This is a genomic window from Acutalibacter intestini (assembly GCF_034334985.1).
GTDB classification, from domain to species: domain Bacteria; phylum Bacillota; class Clostridia; order Oscillospirales; family Acutalibacteraceae; genus Acutalibacter; species Acutalibacter intestini.
Genome location: NZ_JAWXXL010000008.1, coordinates 1 through 15,601 on the forward strand (window position 1 = coordinate 1; position 15,601 = coordinate 15,601).

The 15,601-nt window shown below is 57.6% G+C and carries 16 protein-coding genes and 1 pseudogene; 12 read left to right on the plus strand and 5 right to left on the minus strand.

Annotation, left to right across the window (positions count from 1 at the left end; all coding sequences use genetic code 11):
- The 12 genes from U8U68_RS08305 to U8U68_RS08360 form a co-directional block, all read left to right on the plus strand.
- The coding region (locus tag U8U68_RS08305) for a phage tail protein (RefSeq protein WP_437124419.1) at positions 1-666 on the plus strand (666 nt) is incomplete at its 5' end.
- A gap of 24 nt (positions 667-690) precedes the next feature.
- Positions 691-1,689 (plus strand): phage tail protein, encoded by a 999-nt coding sequence (locus tag U8U68_RS08310; protein ID WP_322200369.1) that lies wholly within the window; start codon positions 691-693, stop codon positions 1,687-1,689.
- Positions 1,686-2,522, plus strand: a complete 837-nt coding sequence (locus U8U68_RS08315) for a phage distal tail protein domain-containing protein (protein ID WP_322200370.1) — start codon at positions 1,686-1,688, stop codon at positions 2,520-2,522. The genes U8U68_RS08310 and U8U68_RS08315 overlap by 4 nt, the downstream gene beginning before the upstream one ends.
- A complete protein-coding gene (locus U8U68_RS08320; protein WP_322200371.1) occupies positions 2,509-3,591 on the plus strand; it encodes a hypothetical protein in 1,083 nt (360 codons plus the stop codon). Before U8U68_RS08315 ends, U8U68_RS08320 begins: the two co-directional genes overlap by 14 nt.
- Entirely contained in the window at positions 3,581-5,758 is a 2,178-nt protein-coding gene (locus U8U68_RS08325) for a hypothetical protein (protein WP_322200372.1), read from the plus strand. The genes U8U68_RS08320 and U8U68_RS08325 overlap by 11 nt, the downstream gene beginning before the upstream one ends.
- A 72-nt stretch (positions 5,759-5,830) precedes the next feature.
- Entirely contained in the window at positions 5,831-6,250 is a 420-nt protein-coding gene (locus tag U8U68_RS08330; RefSeq protein WP_322200373.1) for a phage holin family protein, read from the plus strand.
- The gene (locus tag U8U68_RS08335) at positions 6,247-7,578 is read left to right on the plus strand and encodes an N-acetylmuramoyl-L-alanine amidase (protein WP_322200374.1); all 1,332 of its coding nucleotides are present in this window, start codon (positions 6,247-6,249) and stop codon (positions 7,576-7,578) included. Before U8U68_RS08330 ends, U8U68_RS08335 begins: the two co-directional genes overlap by 4 nt.
- 76 nt (positions 7,579-7,654) lie before the next feature.
- On the plus strand, positions 7,655-8,029 hold the full coding sequence (locus U8U68_RS08340) for an RNA polymerase subunit sigma-70 (protein WP_322200375.1): 375 nt from the start codon (positions 7,655-7,657) through the stop codon (positions 8,027-8,029).
- Between the two features lie 2 nt (positions 8,030-8,031).
- Positions 8,032-8,202, plus strand: a complete 171-nt coding sequence (locus tag U8U68_RS08345; protein ID WP_322200376.1) for an SHOCT domain-containing protein — start codon at positions 8,032-8,034, stop codon at positions 8,200-8,202.
- Positions 8,203-8,250: 48 nt separating this feature from the next.
- Positions 8,251-9,573, plus strand: a complete 1,323-nt coding sequence (locus U8U68_RS08350) for a recombinase family protein (RefSeq protein ID WP_322200377.1) — start codon at positions 8,251-8,253, stop codon at positions 9,571-9,573.
- Complete coding sequence (locus tag U8U68_RS08355) at positions 9,552-11,135, plus strand: recombinase family protein (protein WP_322200378.1); 1,584 nt, start codon at positions 9,552-9,554, stop codon at positions 11,133-11,135. The genes U8U68_RS08350 and U8U68_RS08355 overlap by 22 nt, the downstream gene beginning before the upstream one ends.
- A gap of 160 nt (positions 11,136-11,295) precedes the next feature.
- Positions 11,296-11,802, plus strand: a complete 507-nt coding sequence (locus U8U68_RS08360; RefSeq protein ID WP_322200379.1) for a DUF4365 domain-containing protein — start codon at positions 11,296-11,298, stop codon at positions 11,800-11,802.
- A 588-nt stretch (positions 11,803-12,390) separates the two neighbouring features.
- Here the strand turns inward: U8U68_RS08360 and U8U68_RS08365 are convergent.
- The 5 genes and pseudogenes from U8U68_RS08365 to U8U68_RS08385 all read right to left on the minus strand — a co-directional run bounded on the left by U8U68_RS08365 (position 12,391) and on the right by U8U68_RS08385 (position 15,595).
- A complete protein-coding gene (locus U8U68_RS08365) occupies positions 12,391-13,068 on the minus strand; it encodes a GDSL-type esterase/lipase family protein (protein ID WP_322200380.1) in 678 nt (225 codons plus the stop codon).
- A 95-nt stretch (positions 13,069-13,163) separates the two neighbouring features.
- Positions 13,164-13,460, minus strand: a complete 297-nt coding sequence (locus U8U68_RS08370; protein ID WP_322200381.1) for a carboxylesterase family protein — start codon at positions 13,458-13,460, stop codon at positions 13,164-13,166.
- A pseudogene (locus tag U8U68_RS08375) lies at positions 13,444-14,535 on the minus strand (oxidoreductase); the annotation flags it as partial. The pseudogene U8U68_RS08375 and the gene U8U68_RS08370, both read right to left, overlap by 17 nt.
- Positions 14,536-14,564: 29 nt before the next feature.
- A complete protein-coding gene (locus U8U68_RS08380) occupies positions 14,565-15,299 on the minus strand; it encodes an apiosidase-like domain-containing protein (RefSeq protein ID WP_322200382.1) in 735 nt (244 codons plus the stop codon).
- A complete protein-coding gene (locus U8U68_RS08385; protein WP_322200383.1) occupies positions 15,212-15,595 on the minus strand; it encodes a DUF5060 domain-containing protein in 384 nt (127 codons plus the stop codon). Before U8U68_RS08385 ends, U8U68_RS08380 begins: the two co-directional genes overlap by 88 nt.
- Between the last annotated feature and the right edge of the window lie 6 nt (positions 15,596-15,601).

Consider the following 15,601-nt stretch of genomic DNA (forward strand, 5'->3'; position numbering starts at 1 on the left):
CTGTCCTCCTTCTTCCAGGGAGCATGGGAGGCCATCGTCAACTTGGCCCAGACCATCTGGGGTGGTATCGGCGACTTCTTCTCTGGGCTGTGGGAGGCCATCTCCACCACGGCCCAGGCGGTTTGGAATGGCATCAGCGAGTTCCTCTCCGGCCTATGGACCGGCATCGTCAGCACTGCCCAAAGCATCTGGAGTGGTATCACCGAGTTCTTCTCTGGGCTGTGGGAAGGTATCAGGTCGGTGGCTGAGACTGTCTGGAATGGTATCAGCACCTTCCTGTCCGGCCTGTGGACGGGCATCGTGAACACCGCCCAGACCATCTGGAACGGTATCACCACCTTCTTCTCCGGGCTGTGGGAGAGCATCCGGGCCACCGCCGAGGCGGTCTGGAACGGTATCAGCACTTTCCTCTCCACACTTTGGACAGCCATTTCCGCGGCGGCGCAGACCATCTGGAACGGCATCGCCACCTTCCTGTCCACCCTTTGGACGGCTATCTCCACCACGGCCCAGGTCGCGTGGAACGGAATCAAGGAGTTCCTCTCCGGCATCTGGGAGGCCATCAAGGGTGTGTTCACCGCCGCGCTGGAAGCCATCAAGTCGGTGGTGACCGGGGCTTGGGAGGCCATCAAGAGCGTGGTCACCACGGCGATGGAGGCGCTCTAGACCGCAATCAGCACCGCATGGGAGGTGATAAAGACCGCCATCTCCACGGCGCTGGAGGCGATCAAGACCGCAGTCACCACAGCGTGGGAGGCTATCAAAACGGCGGTCACCACAGCGATGGAAGCCATCAAGACGGCAATCACCGCTGCCTGGGAAGCCGTCAAGACCACTGTGCTGACGGTCATGGAGACGGTGAAAACTGCTATCACCGCAGCGTGGGAGGCAATCAAAACCGCCGTCACCACGGTGGTCAACGCCATCAAAGATACAGTGACCCAGGTCTGGAATGCCATCAAGGAGGCCGTTTCCGGCATCATGGACCGGCTGAAGGAAACCGTCGTCAACGCCTGGAACGCGCTGAAGGAGGCCGTCACCAGCGTGGTCAATGGCATTAAAGAGGCGGTCACGGGTGTGTTCAACGGCCTCGCCGATGGTGTGCGGACGGCAATGACGAAGGTGCTGGATGCGGTGAAGTCTGGCTTCAACTTCGTCAAAGACCACATCCTCGGCCTGGGCAAACAGGCCGTGGGCTGGGGCCGCGACCTCATCATGGGCATCGTCAACGGAATCAAAGGGGCCATCGGCGCGGTCAAGGACGCTGTGTGCAGCGTGGGCGACACCATCCGCTCCTTCCTCCACTTCTCCGTCCCGGATGAGGGGCCGCTCACCGACTACGAGAGCTGGATGCCCGACTTCATGGCGGGCCTTGCCAGGGGCATCGAGCAGAGCCGGGGAGCCGTTCACGCCGCCATTGGAAATGTGGCGGACGATTTGGCTCTCACCCCCACTGTATCTGTGGCGGCGGGCAGCTTAGACGCTCTAAAAACTGGCAGCGGGAGATACACCGAAGCTACCGCCGCTGACAACAGCTCCGACCTGTCCGCTCGGCTGGATGCCATGTACGAGGTGGTCACCAAGTACCTGCCCCGGCTGGCCAACCGCCAGATCGTGCTGGACTCCGGCACTCTGGTGGGCGAACTGTCCGATGGCATGAACCGAACGCTGGGGAGGTCTTTCCTATGATCCGAAAATTCCGACTGACCAACGGCGCGGGGGACGGTTGGGACCTGAACAGCCGCTCCTCCTTCTTTCACTCCATCGCTGGCCTCGGCTTTAAGGACGGCACCCAATATGAGCAGGTCGGCACTGACTTCATCCCCCTGGAAGAACTGTTCTCCCAGGGGGAGATGTCGGGCCGCATCCTGTTCGGCGGAGCCGCCGCCTACCAGACCTACCGGGAGTTTTCCCGGTTCGTCCGGGCGGTGCCGCTCACTCTCATCTATCAGACGGACGAAACATACCGGGTCCCGATCCGGCTGACGGAGCTTTCCAAAGGAGAACTGATGGAGGGCGGCGGCGGGCTGGTCTGCGATGTGACATTCCTCGCCACCGGGCTGTTCTACAAGAGCGTCACCCGGCAGAGCGGGGTGCTGTCCATTGGCGGAAAGGTTTATCCGTACACCTATACCTACTCTTATACAGAGGTATCCCAGAACACCCTGGTCATCGATAGCGACAGCTACGAGGACAGCCCCTGCAAGGTCACCATCTTCGGCCCCTGCCTCAACCCGGTCTGGAAACACTATGTTGACAATGAGCTGTTCGAGACGGGCCGCTACGAGGGCCTCATCATGGCGGACCACAAGCTGGTGGTGGACGCCACCGGCATTCCGTACAGCATCACCGAGCGCGGGGCGGCGGATGACATTGTTGCCGACCGCTACCAGCTCTGCGACTTTACCACGGAGCGGTTCTTCCACCTCAAGCATGGGAGCAACCGTATCTCCGTTTCCCACGATGGACTGAACACAGTGAAAATGATGGTGGAAGGGAAGATTTCGTATGAAACCGTATAGTGTGGAGATTTTCCGGCCCGACTTCACGATGGTCGGGAACACCAATGTCAACGAGGTCACCTACAAAGAGGACTACCTCACCTCGGACGAGAACACCATCACGGTGCTGGCCCTCCCCGGTATCGAAAAGCAGGACTTCATCCGTATCAGCCGGGGCAGCGCGGAGTACGCCGGAGTGGTCACTGAGATCGGCTACGGCACCGACCACTCCAAGCGGCTACAAACCATCTCCTACAAACCTCTGGTGGAGCTGCTCAACACCGGCATCCTGTTCGATGTGAATGCCCAGGGCCAGGGGACGCTGGAGGAGTTCATCTGCGACCGCATCCGGGAGACCTTCATCGAAAACCCGGACACCCTCCAGAACATCCACGGCCTGTCCGTGGCCCACACCAGCGCCACCACCGGCTGGAGCCTGCACATCACCCCGGCCCAGAGCGGCGGACATTACAATATCGTCAACCTCATGGACTCGGTCATCATCCCCGCCATGCAGAAGTACGGCATTCTGGTCAAGGCCGCGCTGGACATCCAGAACCGGGAGATACACCTCTCGGTGGGCCGGGCCGGGGGAAGCATCCTCACCATCGAGGCTGACCTTCCGAATATCATCAAGAAAAGCGTCACCATCAAGCAGGTCAGCGCCGATGTAAACAAACTGGTGCTGTACGACAGCGCCGACTACGCTGCCACCCGCACCTACTACCTCCACCCAGACCTGGGCTACGACACCTACGACCGGGACCGCATCACCCCTGTGGTCTGCGAGATGCAGGCGGTGCAGAGCGAGGAGGGCAGCACCTTCGATGCCGCCGCCATCCGCGCCGCCCACGACAAGTTCTCCGGGCTGGCCTACTCCAACCTCATCGAGCTGACCATGGCGAATGACGATGGGCTGGTGAAGCCGGAGCGGATAGAGTTCGGGCAGGAGGTGGACATCATCTCGGACGGGGTGGCCTATCGGAGCATCCTCACCGGGCGGGAACGAGGGAAAAACACCAAGCTGGTATTCGGCACCGTCCGGCTGGACCTCACCAAAATTCTAAGGAGGAGCGGCAATGGCCAATAACATCGTTTTGAAAACCTTTCGCGGCGGCAGCGTGACCCCGCTGGACGACGCCATCATCCAGCAGACGGTCATCGGCACCAACGGCATCTTCAAGGGCTGCAATGTCACCTACGCCAGGGGCAACGTCCTCCATGTGTCCCAGGGCTTCGGCATGATCAAGGGGCGGTTCTTCGAGGTGTACGACTGTGAGGTTGGCGTCATCCTCAACAGCGGCTCCGGCACTCTCCAAGGGCGGCTGTATATCCACATGGACCTTTCCAATGCGGATGAGCCGATTCAGCTTTTGACCGAGACAGCCTCTGTGCTGACCGACCTGACCGGGGACGAGGATGTGAACTTCAACAACACCGCCTACGACCTGGAGCTGGCTACCTTTGGTGTGACCCGGACGGGCATCACCAACCTGGTGCCGACCTTCGAGAAGATCATCGGGGCCTCCGGCAGCGGCGGGGCCAGCTCCCTCCAGCGGTCCACCGAATACTTCAAAGGCGACTTCGTGACCTGCAAAAAGTCCCCCGGCTGGGTGACGCTCTACTGCACTACCGCTGGTGTGACCGCCGCCGCGGAGCCTGTGGAGTACGCTGGCATCGCCCAGGTGGGCGACACGGTGCAGGACGGCACCTGCGTGTTCACCGCCCGCGATGTGGTGGGTGAGATCGATGTGCTGAAGGACCTGTTCACCGACACCGAGACCAGTATCGCCGGTCTGGAGGACGGCCTTCAGGAGCTGCGGGAGGAGCTGAACCACAAGGCCGAGAATCTCCCGCCCCCGGTCGGCACCATTAAGTACAGCGCCGCCGACCCAGGCCCGGATTGGGTGAAGTGTGACGGTAGCTTTGTGAGTGAGGACGATTACCCCGAGCTGCTCCCGCTGCTCAACCACAAAGAGCCAACCGCTGCCGACCTGCTCACCGCCTATACAGCGGAAAAGGCCGGAGCCATCACCAACACCTGCGTGTTCAACGGCTCCATCTGGGCCTATCTGGTGGATGCACACCTTCTGGTCAGTATTCCGCCCACCGGCACCGCCAAGACCATCCCTGTTTCTGGTGCGGAAACCCTGTCCTCCGCAAGCCCCGCCTATCTCTCTATCTGCGGGGGATCTCTCTACCTGACACAGATTGGCGGTACTCAGACAAAGATTCTCCTATTTGAATTGGTGTCGTTCACTGGTTCAGAGTCCTCAATTGAAATGGCAGCGGTTACGACTTATAGGAGCGGTTCGGTCACTCAAACCGCTACCCAGTTCACGATCCCCTACGTGGTAGATGTGGGTGGTACTAAAATGATGTCACTATACATTAACGACACCTATTTCTACTACATTACATGGAAAGCAGGAGAATATGCCACTACCGCCCAACAGCAGCAGGGCTACTGCAGCGGTGCCAGCACCAACATGAACTATGTCTACTCGGCAAAGCTGGCGGCAAAATTCGGTTTCTCTCCAAAAAATCAAAACGAAGCTATCTATGCTTCCCGTTATTTGGGAGTTCGGGATGACAACGTTTACGGTATGAAGTTCTGGTTTAGTATTGCCTCTGTCTCTCAGTCACTCTATGGCACCCCGGAGAGTGACCCATACTACTCCTACGAAAGCTACACTGACATGAACGAGGCAATAGAAAAGGACACACGGGGTAAGTATCTTAAAAAGTTCATTGCTGAAAGTTATACTCCGCAGATGATGACGCTCCCCGCTGGTGGCGGTAACGAGTACCTTTATAACGTGGACCTTATTGACCGAAAGGTCACGTTGATGCACGGAAGGTACAACGGCGGGACGTTGCCGGAGTGGAGGGATATCAACATTAAGCTCCCGTCCAGGGCTGTCCTGTTCACCGATTCCGTCTGCTATGTGGCAGAGCAGTCCATGTGGTTCATCTTCGTGGGGACGGGGCTGCTGTTCGGCTCCAAGCTGGCCACCGGCGGCTGGGGCTATATCGACACCATGGGCCTCCTGGGGCTGGTGGCGAGGTATGGGTGCATCACCTATCTACCCGGAGAGAACGCGCTGTATATCAGCGGCCTTAACACGGCTGGCATTCCTGTGGTCTGCAAGCTGCTGTTTGATGGTGAGATGGATTTCACCGGCGCGGGCGCGTGGCTTCCCGTGCTGACCAAAGACGGCATCCCGGCCTACATCAAGGCCAAGACAACCGAATAACGGATGAAGGGCTGTCCGCCGCTTGGCGGATGGCTTTTTATTATACACATTTTTGAAACGGAGGGATTTTCCATGAAAGAGTTCTGGAACACGATCCAGATGGTATTCGCCGCCGTGGGCGGCTGGCTGGGGTACTTCCTGGGCGGCTGTGACGGCCTGCTCATCGCCCTGGTGGTGTTCGCCGTGGTGGACTACATCACCGGGGTCATGTGCGCCATCAACGATCAGAAGCTGTCCAGCGAGGTTGGCTTTCGCGGCATCTGCCGGAAGGTACTGATCTTCTTCCTGGTGGGGGTGGCGAACATCCTCGATGTGGAGGTCATCGGTACCGGGAGCGTCCTGCGCACCGCCATCATCTTTTTCTACCTGTCCAACGAGGGTGTGTCCCTTCTGGAGAACGCCGCCCACCTGGGCCTGCCCGTTCCCCAGAAGCTGAAGGACGTGCTGGAGCAGCTCCACGACCGGGCGGAGAAGGGCGGTGAGGACGAATGAGGCTCGTTGAATCCATCCTCACCAAAAACCCCTGCTACACCGCAGGCCGGGAGATCACGGCCAAGGGCCTCATGCTCCATTCTGTAGGCTGTCCCCAGCCCAGCGCCCAGGTGTTCGTTCGCAACTGGAACAAGGCCAGCTACGACCGGGCCTGCGTCCATGCGTTCATTGATGGCAACGATGGCACCGTGTACCAGTGCCTCCCCTGGAACCATCGGGGCTGGCATTGCGGGGCCAGCGGCAACAACACCCATATCGGGGTGGAGATGTGCGAACCGGGCTGCATCAGGTACACGGGCGGGGCTACTTTCACCTGCTCTGACCTTCCCACCGCTCAGGCCGTTGCCAAGCGCACCTATCAGGCGGCGGTGGAGCTGTTCGCCATGCTCTGCCAGAAGTTCTCCCTCGACCCTCTGGGGGACGGGGTCATCGTCAGCCACAAGGAGGGCTGCAAGCGGGGCATCGCCTCCAACCACGGCGACCCGGAACATCTCTGGACGCAGCTCGGCCTGCCCTACACGATGGACACATTCCGCAAGGCGGTCAAGGCCGCGATGGACGGTGGGGCCGCTGCTCCCAGCGATGTGTCCGGCACGAAGATTATGGGCGCGGCTGTCGCTACGGCGGAGCAGATGCGCACCTACATCAAGGCCAAGAATCCGAAGGTGGCCCAGAGCGTTCTGAACATGGTGCCGCTCTATCTGTCCGAGGGGGCGGCGGAGGGAGTGCGGGGCGACATCGCCTTCGCGCAGTCCTGTCTGGAGACCGGGAACTTCGGCTTCGCTGGCTCCGCCGTCACGCTGGACCAGAATAATTTCTGCGGCATGGGTGTCACCGCCAACGGCATGAAGGGTAATTCCTTCTCCACGCCCCAGCTTGGCATCCGGGCGCAGATGCAGCACCTCAAAGCCTACGCATCCACCGAGCCGCTGAAGAACGAGTGCATCGACCCCCGGTTCAAGTATGTGGCGCGGGGCTGCGCCGAGGTGGTGGAATGGCTGGGTCAGAAGGAGAATCCCCAAGGCAAGGGTTGGGCCACTGGCGCAGGTTATGGGGAGAAGATCATCACCATCCTCAACAGCATTCTTGCCACCGCTGGCGGAGCTGCTCCGGCTCCTGCCGCCGTTCCCTTCAAGGTGAGGGTCACTGCCACCGACCTCCGTATTCGCACTGGCCCTGGCACCGACACCGCCAAGACCGGGAAGTTCACTGGGGCTGGGGTGTTCACCATCACCGAGGTCAAGGACGGCACAGGCTCCGCCAAGGGCTGGGGCAGGCTGAAATCTGGCGCGGGGTGGATCGCCTTGGATTACGCGCAGAAAATTTAATCGGCATTCAAGCCCACCGGGAACATCCACCCGGTGGGCTTCTTGCTTTTACCATCGTTTTGAGGGGGTATCACTTATGGTGACAGCGAAAGCAAAAGACATTCTACGGTATCGGGAACAGGGGCTGGGCTATAAGCGCATTGCCGCCCTCACCGGCTACTCTATCAACACGGTCAAATCGGTGTGCAGAAGGAATCCTGACGGGGCAGAGCGATTCTGCCCTCAATGCGGGGCCATGCTGACGCACACACCCCATCACAGGGAGAAGAAGTTCTGCTCAGATAAATGCCGCATGGCTTGGTGGAACAGCCACCCGGAAGCTGTCAACCGCAAGGCTGTCTACCACTTCACCTGCGCCCAATGCGGTCAGCCCTTCGACAGTTATGGCAACGACCACCGAAAATACTGCTCCCGTGCCTGTTACGCCGAGGCGCGGCGAAAGGGGGTATAGGTGTGTCCGAGGAGTTTTTCCGCAATCTTGCAGCATACAAAGCAGCGATGAGCCTCGCCATGGGTATGCTCCACCAGGGCATCATTTCCGAGAGTGAGTACACTGAAATCGATACAATTATGACCAAAAAGTACGGCCTGTCTTTGGATAGCATTTTTCGTTCAAAAACTTGATAAACCTGCGGTTTAGAGCGAATATGTGACCACCAAGGAGGTGATTTTTTGGAACGCATTATTCAGAAAATGGGGCTGAAAGTCCCAGCCCAGCCCAAGGTCAAGCGGGTCGCGGCCTACGCCAGAGTGTCCTCCGGCAAGGATGCCATGCTCCACTCCCTTTCGGCCCAGGTCAGCTACTACAGCGACCTGATCCAGAACCATCCTGGCTGGCTCTACTGCGGAGTGTTCGCTGACGAGGCGTTGACCGGCACGAAGGAGAACCGTGAGAACTTCCAGCGGCTGCTGGCCGAGTGCCGCGCCGGGAACATCGACCTCATCATCACCAAATCGATTTCCCGGTTCGCCCGAAACACCGTGGTGCTGCTCCAGACCGTCCGGGAGTTGAAGTCGATGGGCGTGGATGTGTACTTCGAGGAGCAGAACATCCACTCCATGAGTGCAGACGGTGAGTTGATGCTCACCATTCTGGCATCCTACGCCCAGGAGGAGAGCCTTTCCGCCAGCGAGAATCAGAAGTGGCGCATCAAAAAGAACTTCGAGGATGGCAAGCCCTGGTCAGGGCAGATTCTGGGCTATCGGTACGAAAACGGCGTCTACATCGTCAAGCCGGAGGAGGCGGAGATCGTGCGGGGCATTTTCGCTGACTACCTTTCCGGCATGGGGGTCGAGGCCATCATGAAAAAGCTGAACGCCCAGGGCAAGACCACGCGCAACGGGAATACTTGGGGCCGTAGCTGTGTGCGGAAGGTTCTGGGGAACTACTCCTACACCGGCAACCTGCTCCTCCAGACCACATTTCGAGAGAACCACATCACGAAAAAGACGCTCCCCAACCGGGGTGAGCTGCCCATGTACCATGCGGAAAACACCCATGAGGCCATCATCAGCATGGAGGATTACCAGGCGGTGCAGGCGGAGATGGCCCGCCGCTCCGCCAAGCACAACAAGACCAAGTGCGGCCCCGTCAAGTACCCATTCACGTCAATGATCGTCTGCGGCACCTGCGGCAAGGGCTACCGGCGCAAGGTGACCCGCACCGGCCCGGTGTGGATTTGCAGCACCTTCAACATCTACGGCAAAGCCACCTGCCCCTCTAAGCAGATACCTGAACGGACGCTGGAAAAGGCGACGGCAGAAGTGCTGGGGCTGGATGAATTTGATGCGGAGGCCCTCCACGATAAAATAACGGCTATCCGGACCGAGGGGGGCAACACTCTGGTATTTCTGTTCAAGGACGGCACTCAAACCGTTAAACGGTGGACAGACCGCTCCAGGGCGGAAAGTTGGACCCCGGAGATGAGGGCCGCGGCCAGAGAATTTGCAAAGAAAGGACAGGCGATGAGATCATGCCAGCGGCAAGAGCAGTAACAGTCATTCCGCCGACCATTAACCTTCACACCCACGCCCCGGCGGTGGCGGCACAGAAACGGCGGGCGGCGGGGTATGCCCGCGTCTCCACCGACAGCGATGAGCAGTTCACCAGTTACGAGGCGCAAATCGACTACTATACCCGGTACATCAAGAGCAACCAGGAGTGGGAATTTGTGTCGGTCTATACTGACGAGGGCATTTCTGGCACGAACACAAAGCACCGGGTCGGTTTCAATCAGATGATCGCCGATGCCCTTTCCGGGAAGATAGACCTCATCGTCACCAAATCGGTGAGCCGCTTTGCCAGGAACACGGTGGACAGCCTAACCACCATTCGCAAGCTGAAGGAGCATGGCGTGGAGGTCTACTTTGAAAAAGAGAACATTTGGACCTTCGACAGTAAAGGCGAATTGCTCATCACCATCATGTCCTCGCTGGCCCAGGAGGAGAGCCGCTCCCTTTCGGAGAACATCACCTGGGGCCAGCGCAAGCGGTTCTCTGACGGCAAGGTCAGCCTCCCCTACAAGCAGTTCCTCGGCTACCGAAAGGGGCCGGACGGATTCCCGGAGATAGTGGAGGACGAGGCCAAAATTGTCCGCCGTATCTACGCCCTTTTCATGGAGGGCAAGACCAGCTACGCCATTGCCAAGGCCCTCACCGCTGACGGCATCCCCACGCCCTCCGGCAAAAAGAAGTGGGGAGCCAGCGTGGTGGAGAGCATTCTCACGAATGAAAAATACAAGGGGGCAGCACTCCTTCAGAAGTGCTATACGGTTGATTTCCTCAGTAAAAAGCGGAAGGTCAACGAGGGCGAAGTGCAGCAGTATTGGATCGAGCAGAGCCACCAGCCCATCATCCAGCCCCATGAGTTCGATGTGGTGCAGGCCGAGTTCGCTCGGCGCAAAGGTATGGGCCTCCACTACAGCGGCGGCGGGGTGTTCGCCTCCCGCCTGGTCTGCGGTGACTGCGGTGGCTGCTACGGCCCCAAGGTCTGGCATTCCAACAGCAAGTACCGCCGCGTGGTTTGGCAGTGCAATGGGAAGTTCAGCAACAAGGAGAAATGCAGCACTCCGCATCTGCTGGAGGAGGACATCAAGGCCCGTTTCCTGGCAGCGTTCAATCAACTGTTGGAGGGCAAGGATGCTCTGCTGGAGGATTGCCGCATCATGCAGGACCACCTCACCAACTGCTCCGCCATTGACGCGGAACTGGACGAGCTGCTCCGGGAGATCGCGGTGGTGACGGAACTGACCCAGCGGTGCATCCAGGAAAACGCCCGGAGTGCCCAGAGCCAGGAGGAATACGCCGAACGCTACAACGGCTATGTGGCATGGTATGAAAAGGCCAAGGCCAGAGTGGACGCCCTCCAGGAGCAGAAGAAACAGCGGCAGGCCGAGGCGGACCTCATCGGTGGATTCATGTTCGCCCTGCATGAACGGGAGGCAGGCATCACGGAGTTCGACAACTCCACTTGGCTTGCGGTGGTGCAGAAGGCCACGGCATACCACGATGGGCGGCTGGTGTTCACTTTCCAGAATGGGATGGAGATTGAGGGATAACTGAATACGGATACATGGCCCGCCGGTTCATCTTTGAGCTGGTGGGCCTTTTTCTCCGCCTGCTTTACATTCTGTATGGTGTTTTCTGGCCTTTTTCGGGCTTTCTTTTTTGCGAGAATGATGTATAATATTGTCGATAGAATCGGGGAGGCAATGATGCATGGCAAAGAAAGAAAAGCGAATACCACCTCATATAGTTGAAACACGCTCAAGAGATAATATTCGCTCATTGATTGATCGGGACGGGATTGCTCTTTTGCGGGATTTAACGGAGCGAGATTATGGAATTGATGCAATAATGGAATTGTTCGAGGATGGATGTGTTACTGGAAAATTTGCGCTTTTGCAGCTTAAAGGGAAAGAGCATAAAATTGTTCCGCTAAAAGGAAGCGAAGAAATTTCCTGCTCCATATCTGCATCAAATGCAAGCTATGCTTTGCAGCAGAATATACCAGTGATTCTGATTTATGCAAGTTTGGAGGAAAAAGAAAATTTTTACTATATTGCGCTACAAAATGCATTGACAGCTGCTCACCTCAAGAAACTGGAAAAGGGGCAAGATAGTATTACTGTCCGTATCCCAATTTGTAACTGCGTTGCAGAGGGGATGCAGCCTTTTTTTGACATAGTCAATACGTTTTATGAGCGCAAACAACTCACAATTTAGGCTAAACCCCCCTGCCGCAAATTTGCACCCCCCTCTCCATAAAATGCACCCCCCTGGCGAAATTTTGCACCCCCTATGCGGCAAGGGTGTGCATTTGTATCGGAATCACCAGTTCTTTTCATGTAAGGACGGTTATTCTGATACAATGGGTATCGGGATAATCGTCCTTACTTTTTGCCTAAAACCTCTGAAAATGGCTGATTGATTAACACTTCTGAAAAAACACCGCCTCTGACCTGGCAGAAAGCTGGGCCGGAGGCAGTGTTTTTTTGCATTTCCAGGTTTGTATATTGCAAGCAATCGTTTTTCTTGGGTATATCGTTGACCCCTTGGCTACATAGCAGCTGTCATCCCACCTACCTCTTGCATCAAGGGAAGTCATTTGCTATGATCAAAGATAAAAATGCTTACTCTGTTTGGGCGGATACTCTCCTTAAAGGTAAAAGGCTCCCACCCCGATATGGCAGTATGGCCGGAGGACAGACTCTACAGTGCCGCGCTCCAACCCCAGTGTGCCGCAGAGATGAGGCTGATAAAAAGCCGCCGGAAACATGATGTTTCCGGCGGTTTTCAGTGTAGTTGCCGCATCTAGTCCTCCTGCAAATAAGGTTTCATATTACGGAACACAACCTCATATCCGTTGGCATACATATGAATACCTTCTATGGTATATTCCTTTTTCAGGCGGCCCGTTTCATCTGCCAGCCCCTGGTTCACATCGATGAACCGGCATCCCAGCTCATGGGCCAACTCGCATACAGCGGCATTGGCTTTTTGGATATTTTCATTGGTGCGGGTCTTGAATGTAGCATCCAACATGGGGTCACCCGCCTCATGGGCCAGTTCATTGACTGGGTAGTAGGCCATAAGAATGATTTCGGTTTCGGGCAAACGCTCTTTGATCTGTTTTAGAATATTCCTGTAATTTTCAATCAGAGCTTCCTGCCGGTAGCCGGGCGCGCCAATGTCGTTAGTGCCGATGTTAATAAAGATTCTGCCGGGCTGTACGCCGAAAATCTGCTCTTCCATGTGGGCCAGCATATCCTGGGTCGTAAATCCCCCGATTCCGCGGTTATAGACCACTGTATGCATCCCATGATTCATCAGCAGCTCCCCTATCGGAAACTGCTCCATCAGAGAAGAACCGGTGAATAGAGTTTTGCCTTTCAGCGCCAGCTCATTTTGAACCCGAAAATGGGCCAGCCGGTCTTCCCGCATATGCTCCATCATGGCGCGAAAAGGGTCCTTCTGTTCGATATTACTCATAACTATTACACCGACCTTTCATTGTTTTTAATATTATCGTAGCATTAAATTACTTAAAGATTACGCGGAAATTGGCCGCGCGATGGGCGTGTGGCTCAGCTCGAATGAATATCCAGCTCCATCACAAAAGGCTGCTCTTTCCCGCAGGGCTCCCACTTGGGCAGACCCTCGCCGTTGGGGTCGCCGGTTCTCATGAAGTTACACCAGTAATCCAGCATCCGGGCCGAGAGGGCATAGCCGCCCGCCGTCCAGGGCCTCCAGCAGCGCCCAAGGGTGCCCATCATGTACCAGAGCTCAGCGGAGTGCCAGGCGCCCTGCTCGTCTCCGGGCAGGTCCCGGATAAAGTCGTAGACATAGGCGGGCTTTCTTCCCAGAGGGCCGGATGGAGGCAATCTTGTCCGCCCGCAGCTTGTTCACATAGTCCGGGTCCGCCAGCAGGGGCCGGCCCAGGGACACCACGTCGCAGGCGCCCTCGCTGACCGCTTTCACCGCCAGGCCGGGGTCGTCCATGCGCCCGGCGCAGATTACCGGGACGCTCACATTTTCCTTCACCAGCTTGGCATAGGGGATGTACAGCCCCTTCTCCTGGTACATGGGCGGGTGGCTCCACCACCAGGCGTCGTAGCTGCCCACGTCCACGTCCAGGCAGTCGTAGCCGTACTCCACCAAAAGCTTGGCGGCCTGTACGCCTTCTTCTAAGTCACGGCCTTTTTCCTCAAATTCCTCCCCGGGCAGAGCGCCTATGCGATAGTCTTTAATAAAGCTCTTGGGGCTGTACCGCAGGGCTGCCACAAAGTCCCGGCCGCACTTTTTGTGAATCTCCTCCACGATCTCCCGGGCGAAGCGCAGGCGGTTCTCAAGGGGGCCGCCGTATTCGTCGGTGCGGTGGTTGAAGAAGGAGATGGCGAACTGGTCGATCAGATACCCCTCGTGGACGGCATGAATTTCCACTCCGTCAAATCCAGCCCGCTTGGCATTATATGCGCCCTCGCCAAAGCGTTTGACAATGGTCTGTATCTCCTCCACCGTCAGCTCCCGGCAGACCTTATCCAGCCACCGGTGCATGATGGGAGAGGGGGCCACCGGCGGGTACTCCCCCAGGTTGGTGGGGATAGTCACCCGGCCAAAGCCGCCGGACATTTGCAGCCAGATCTTGCTGCCGTAGGCGTGGATGCGCTCGGTCATTTCCCGGCTGGTGCGCACGAACTGCACCGGGTTCCAAGTGGGGCTGGGCACATTGGGCATACCGTGCTCCTCCACCTCGTTGTCCACAAAGGTGACCCCGGTGATGATGAGCCCGGTGCCGCCATTGGCCCGCTCGGTGTAGTAGTCAATGCCCCGCTGGTTCCAGCCGCCGTCGGCGTCGCCCAGGCCCAGGGGGCCCATAGGGGCCATAGCGAAACGGTTGGGCAGGGTCAGCCTGCCGATTTGGACTTCGTCGAACAGGGGGTGGTATTTTTGGTTCATTGCAAACACTCCTTGAAAAAACTTTGAAATTATGAGAGCTTCTGTTTTGCCAGCCACTGGAACCGGGTAACTTCCTTACCATCTGACAGGACCGGCTGGCCATCGAAATCGATGTTAAATTCATCCCGCAGGCCGGGGACCCAGACCCCGTGGTTTATCACCGGCATGGGGGGCCGGTCGTCGATATAGGTCCTGTGGGCGTTCCGCGCGCCTGCGGCTATCAGCCGCTTATAGGTGGGCACGGCGGTTTCTTCCGGCGATACGATGGCGTCCGTTACCGCGTGAAGCAGCCAGACAGGCGTTTTCGCCAGCACCGCGATTTGTTCATCGGAGATGGTATCGTTATAAAGCGCCTCGCACATGGGATACCCCGCCGCAAAATAGCCGGGATAATCGATCATCAGGCGCATACTCATAAACCCGCCGTTGGAACATCTTCCCACATAGATTCGGGAGCGGTCGATGGGGTGCGCGGCGGCAAATTCATCGATCAGCGCTTTCAGGCCCTGGGGCGTTTCCAGTAAATACTCCTCATAACGCCCGAACATATGGAAGTCCTTGCCATCCCGGAAATTGCACTGCCATACGTTGAATTTCTGCTCCACCCGCCGGTCAACTACCGCGCGGAATTGGCTGTCATAGCGCGGGCCGTTGGATTCATCCCACTTTTCCTCGGTCACAAAGGTCCAGTGGGTACCGCCCAGCCAGAAGAATGGCGTGCCGTCGGCGTAGGTCCTATAACGCCCCTGGGGGCCGGCGCGCACAAAGCCGTGCCGATGAGCGGCAGTTCGCCCGTATAGGGTACGCAGACGATCTCGCCGCTTTGGGTCAATCCCGGATCGTCAGGATTCGCGTGAATTTCATAGTTCCACTGTCCCACTGCTGTGGGCGCAAAACGGACACAGAAGGTCTGGCCTCCGTCCCAATAACCGGGGAGTAGGATCTTTTCACCGTTCGGGCCCGTAAAAACAGCGGTAATGTCCACATCCAGAAATGGGTTCGCCGCCTCCCTGACCGCGGTCAAGGTGATTTTCCCCCGTTTCCAACATTCGGTCTGCATTTTATC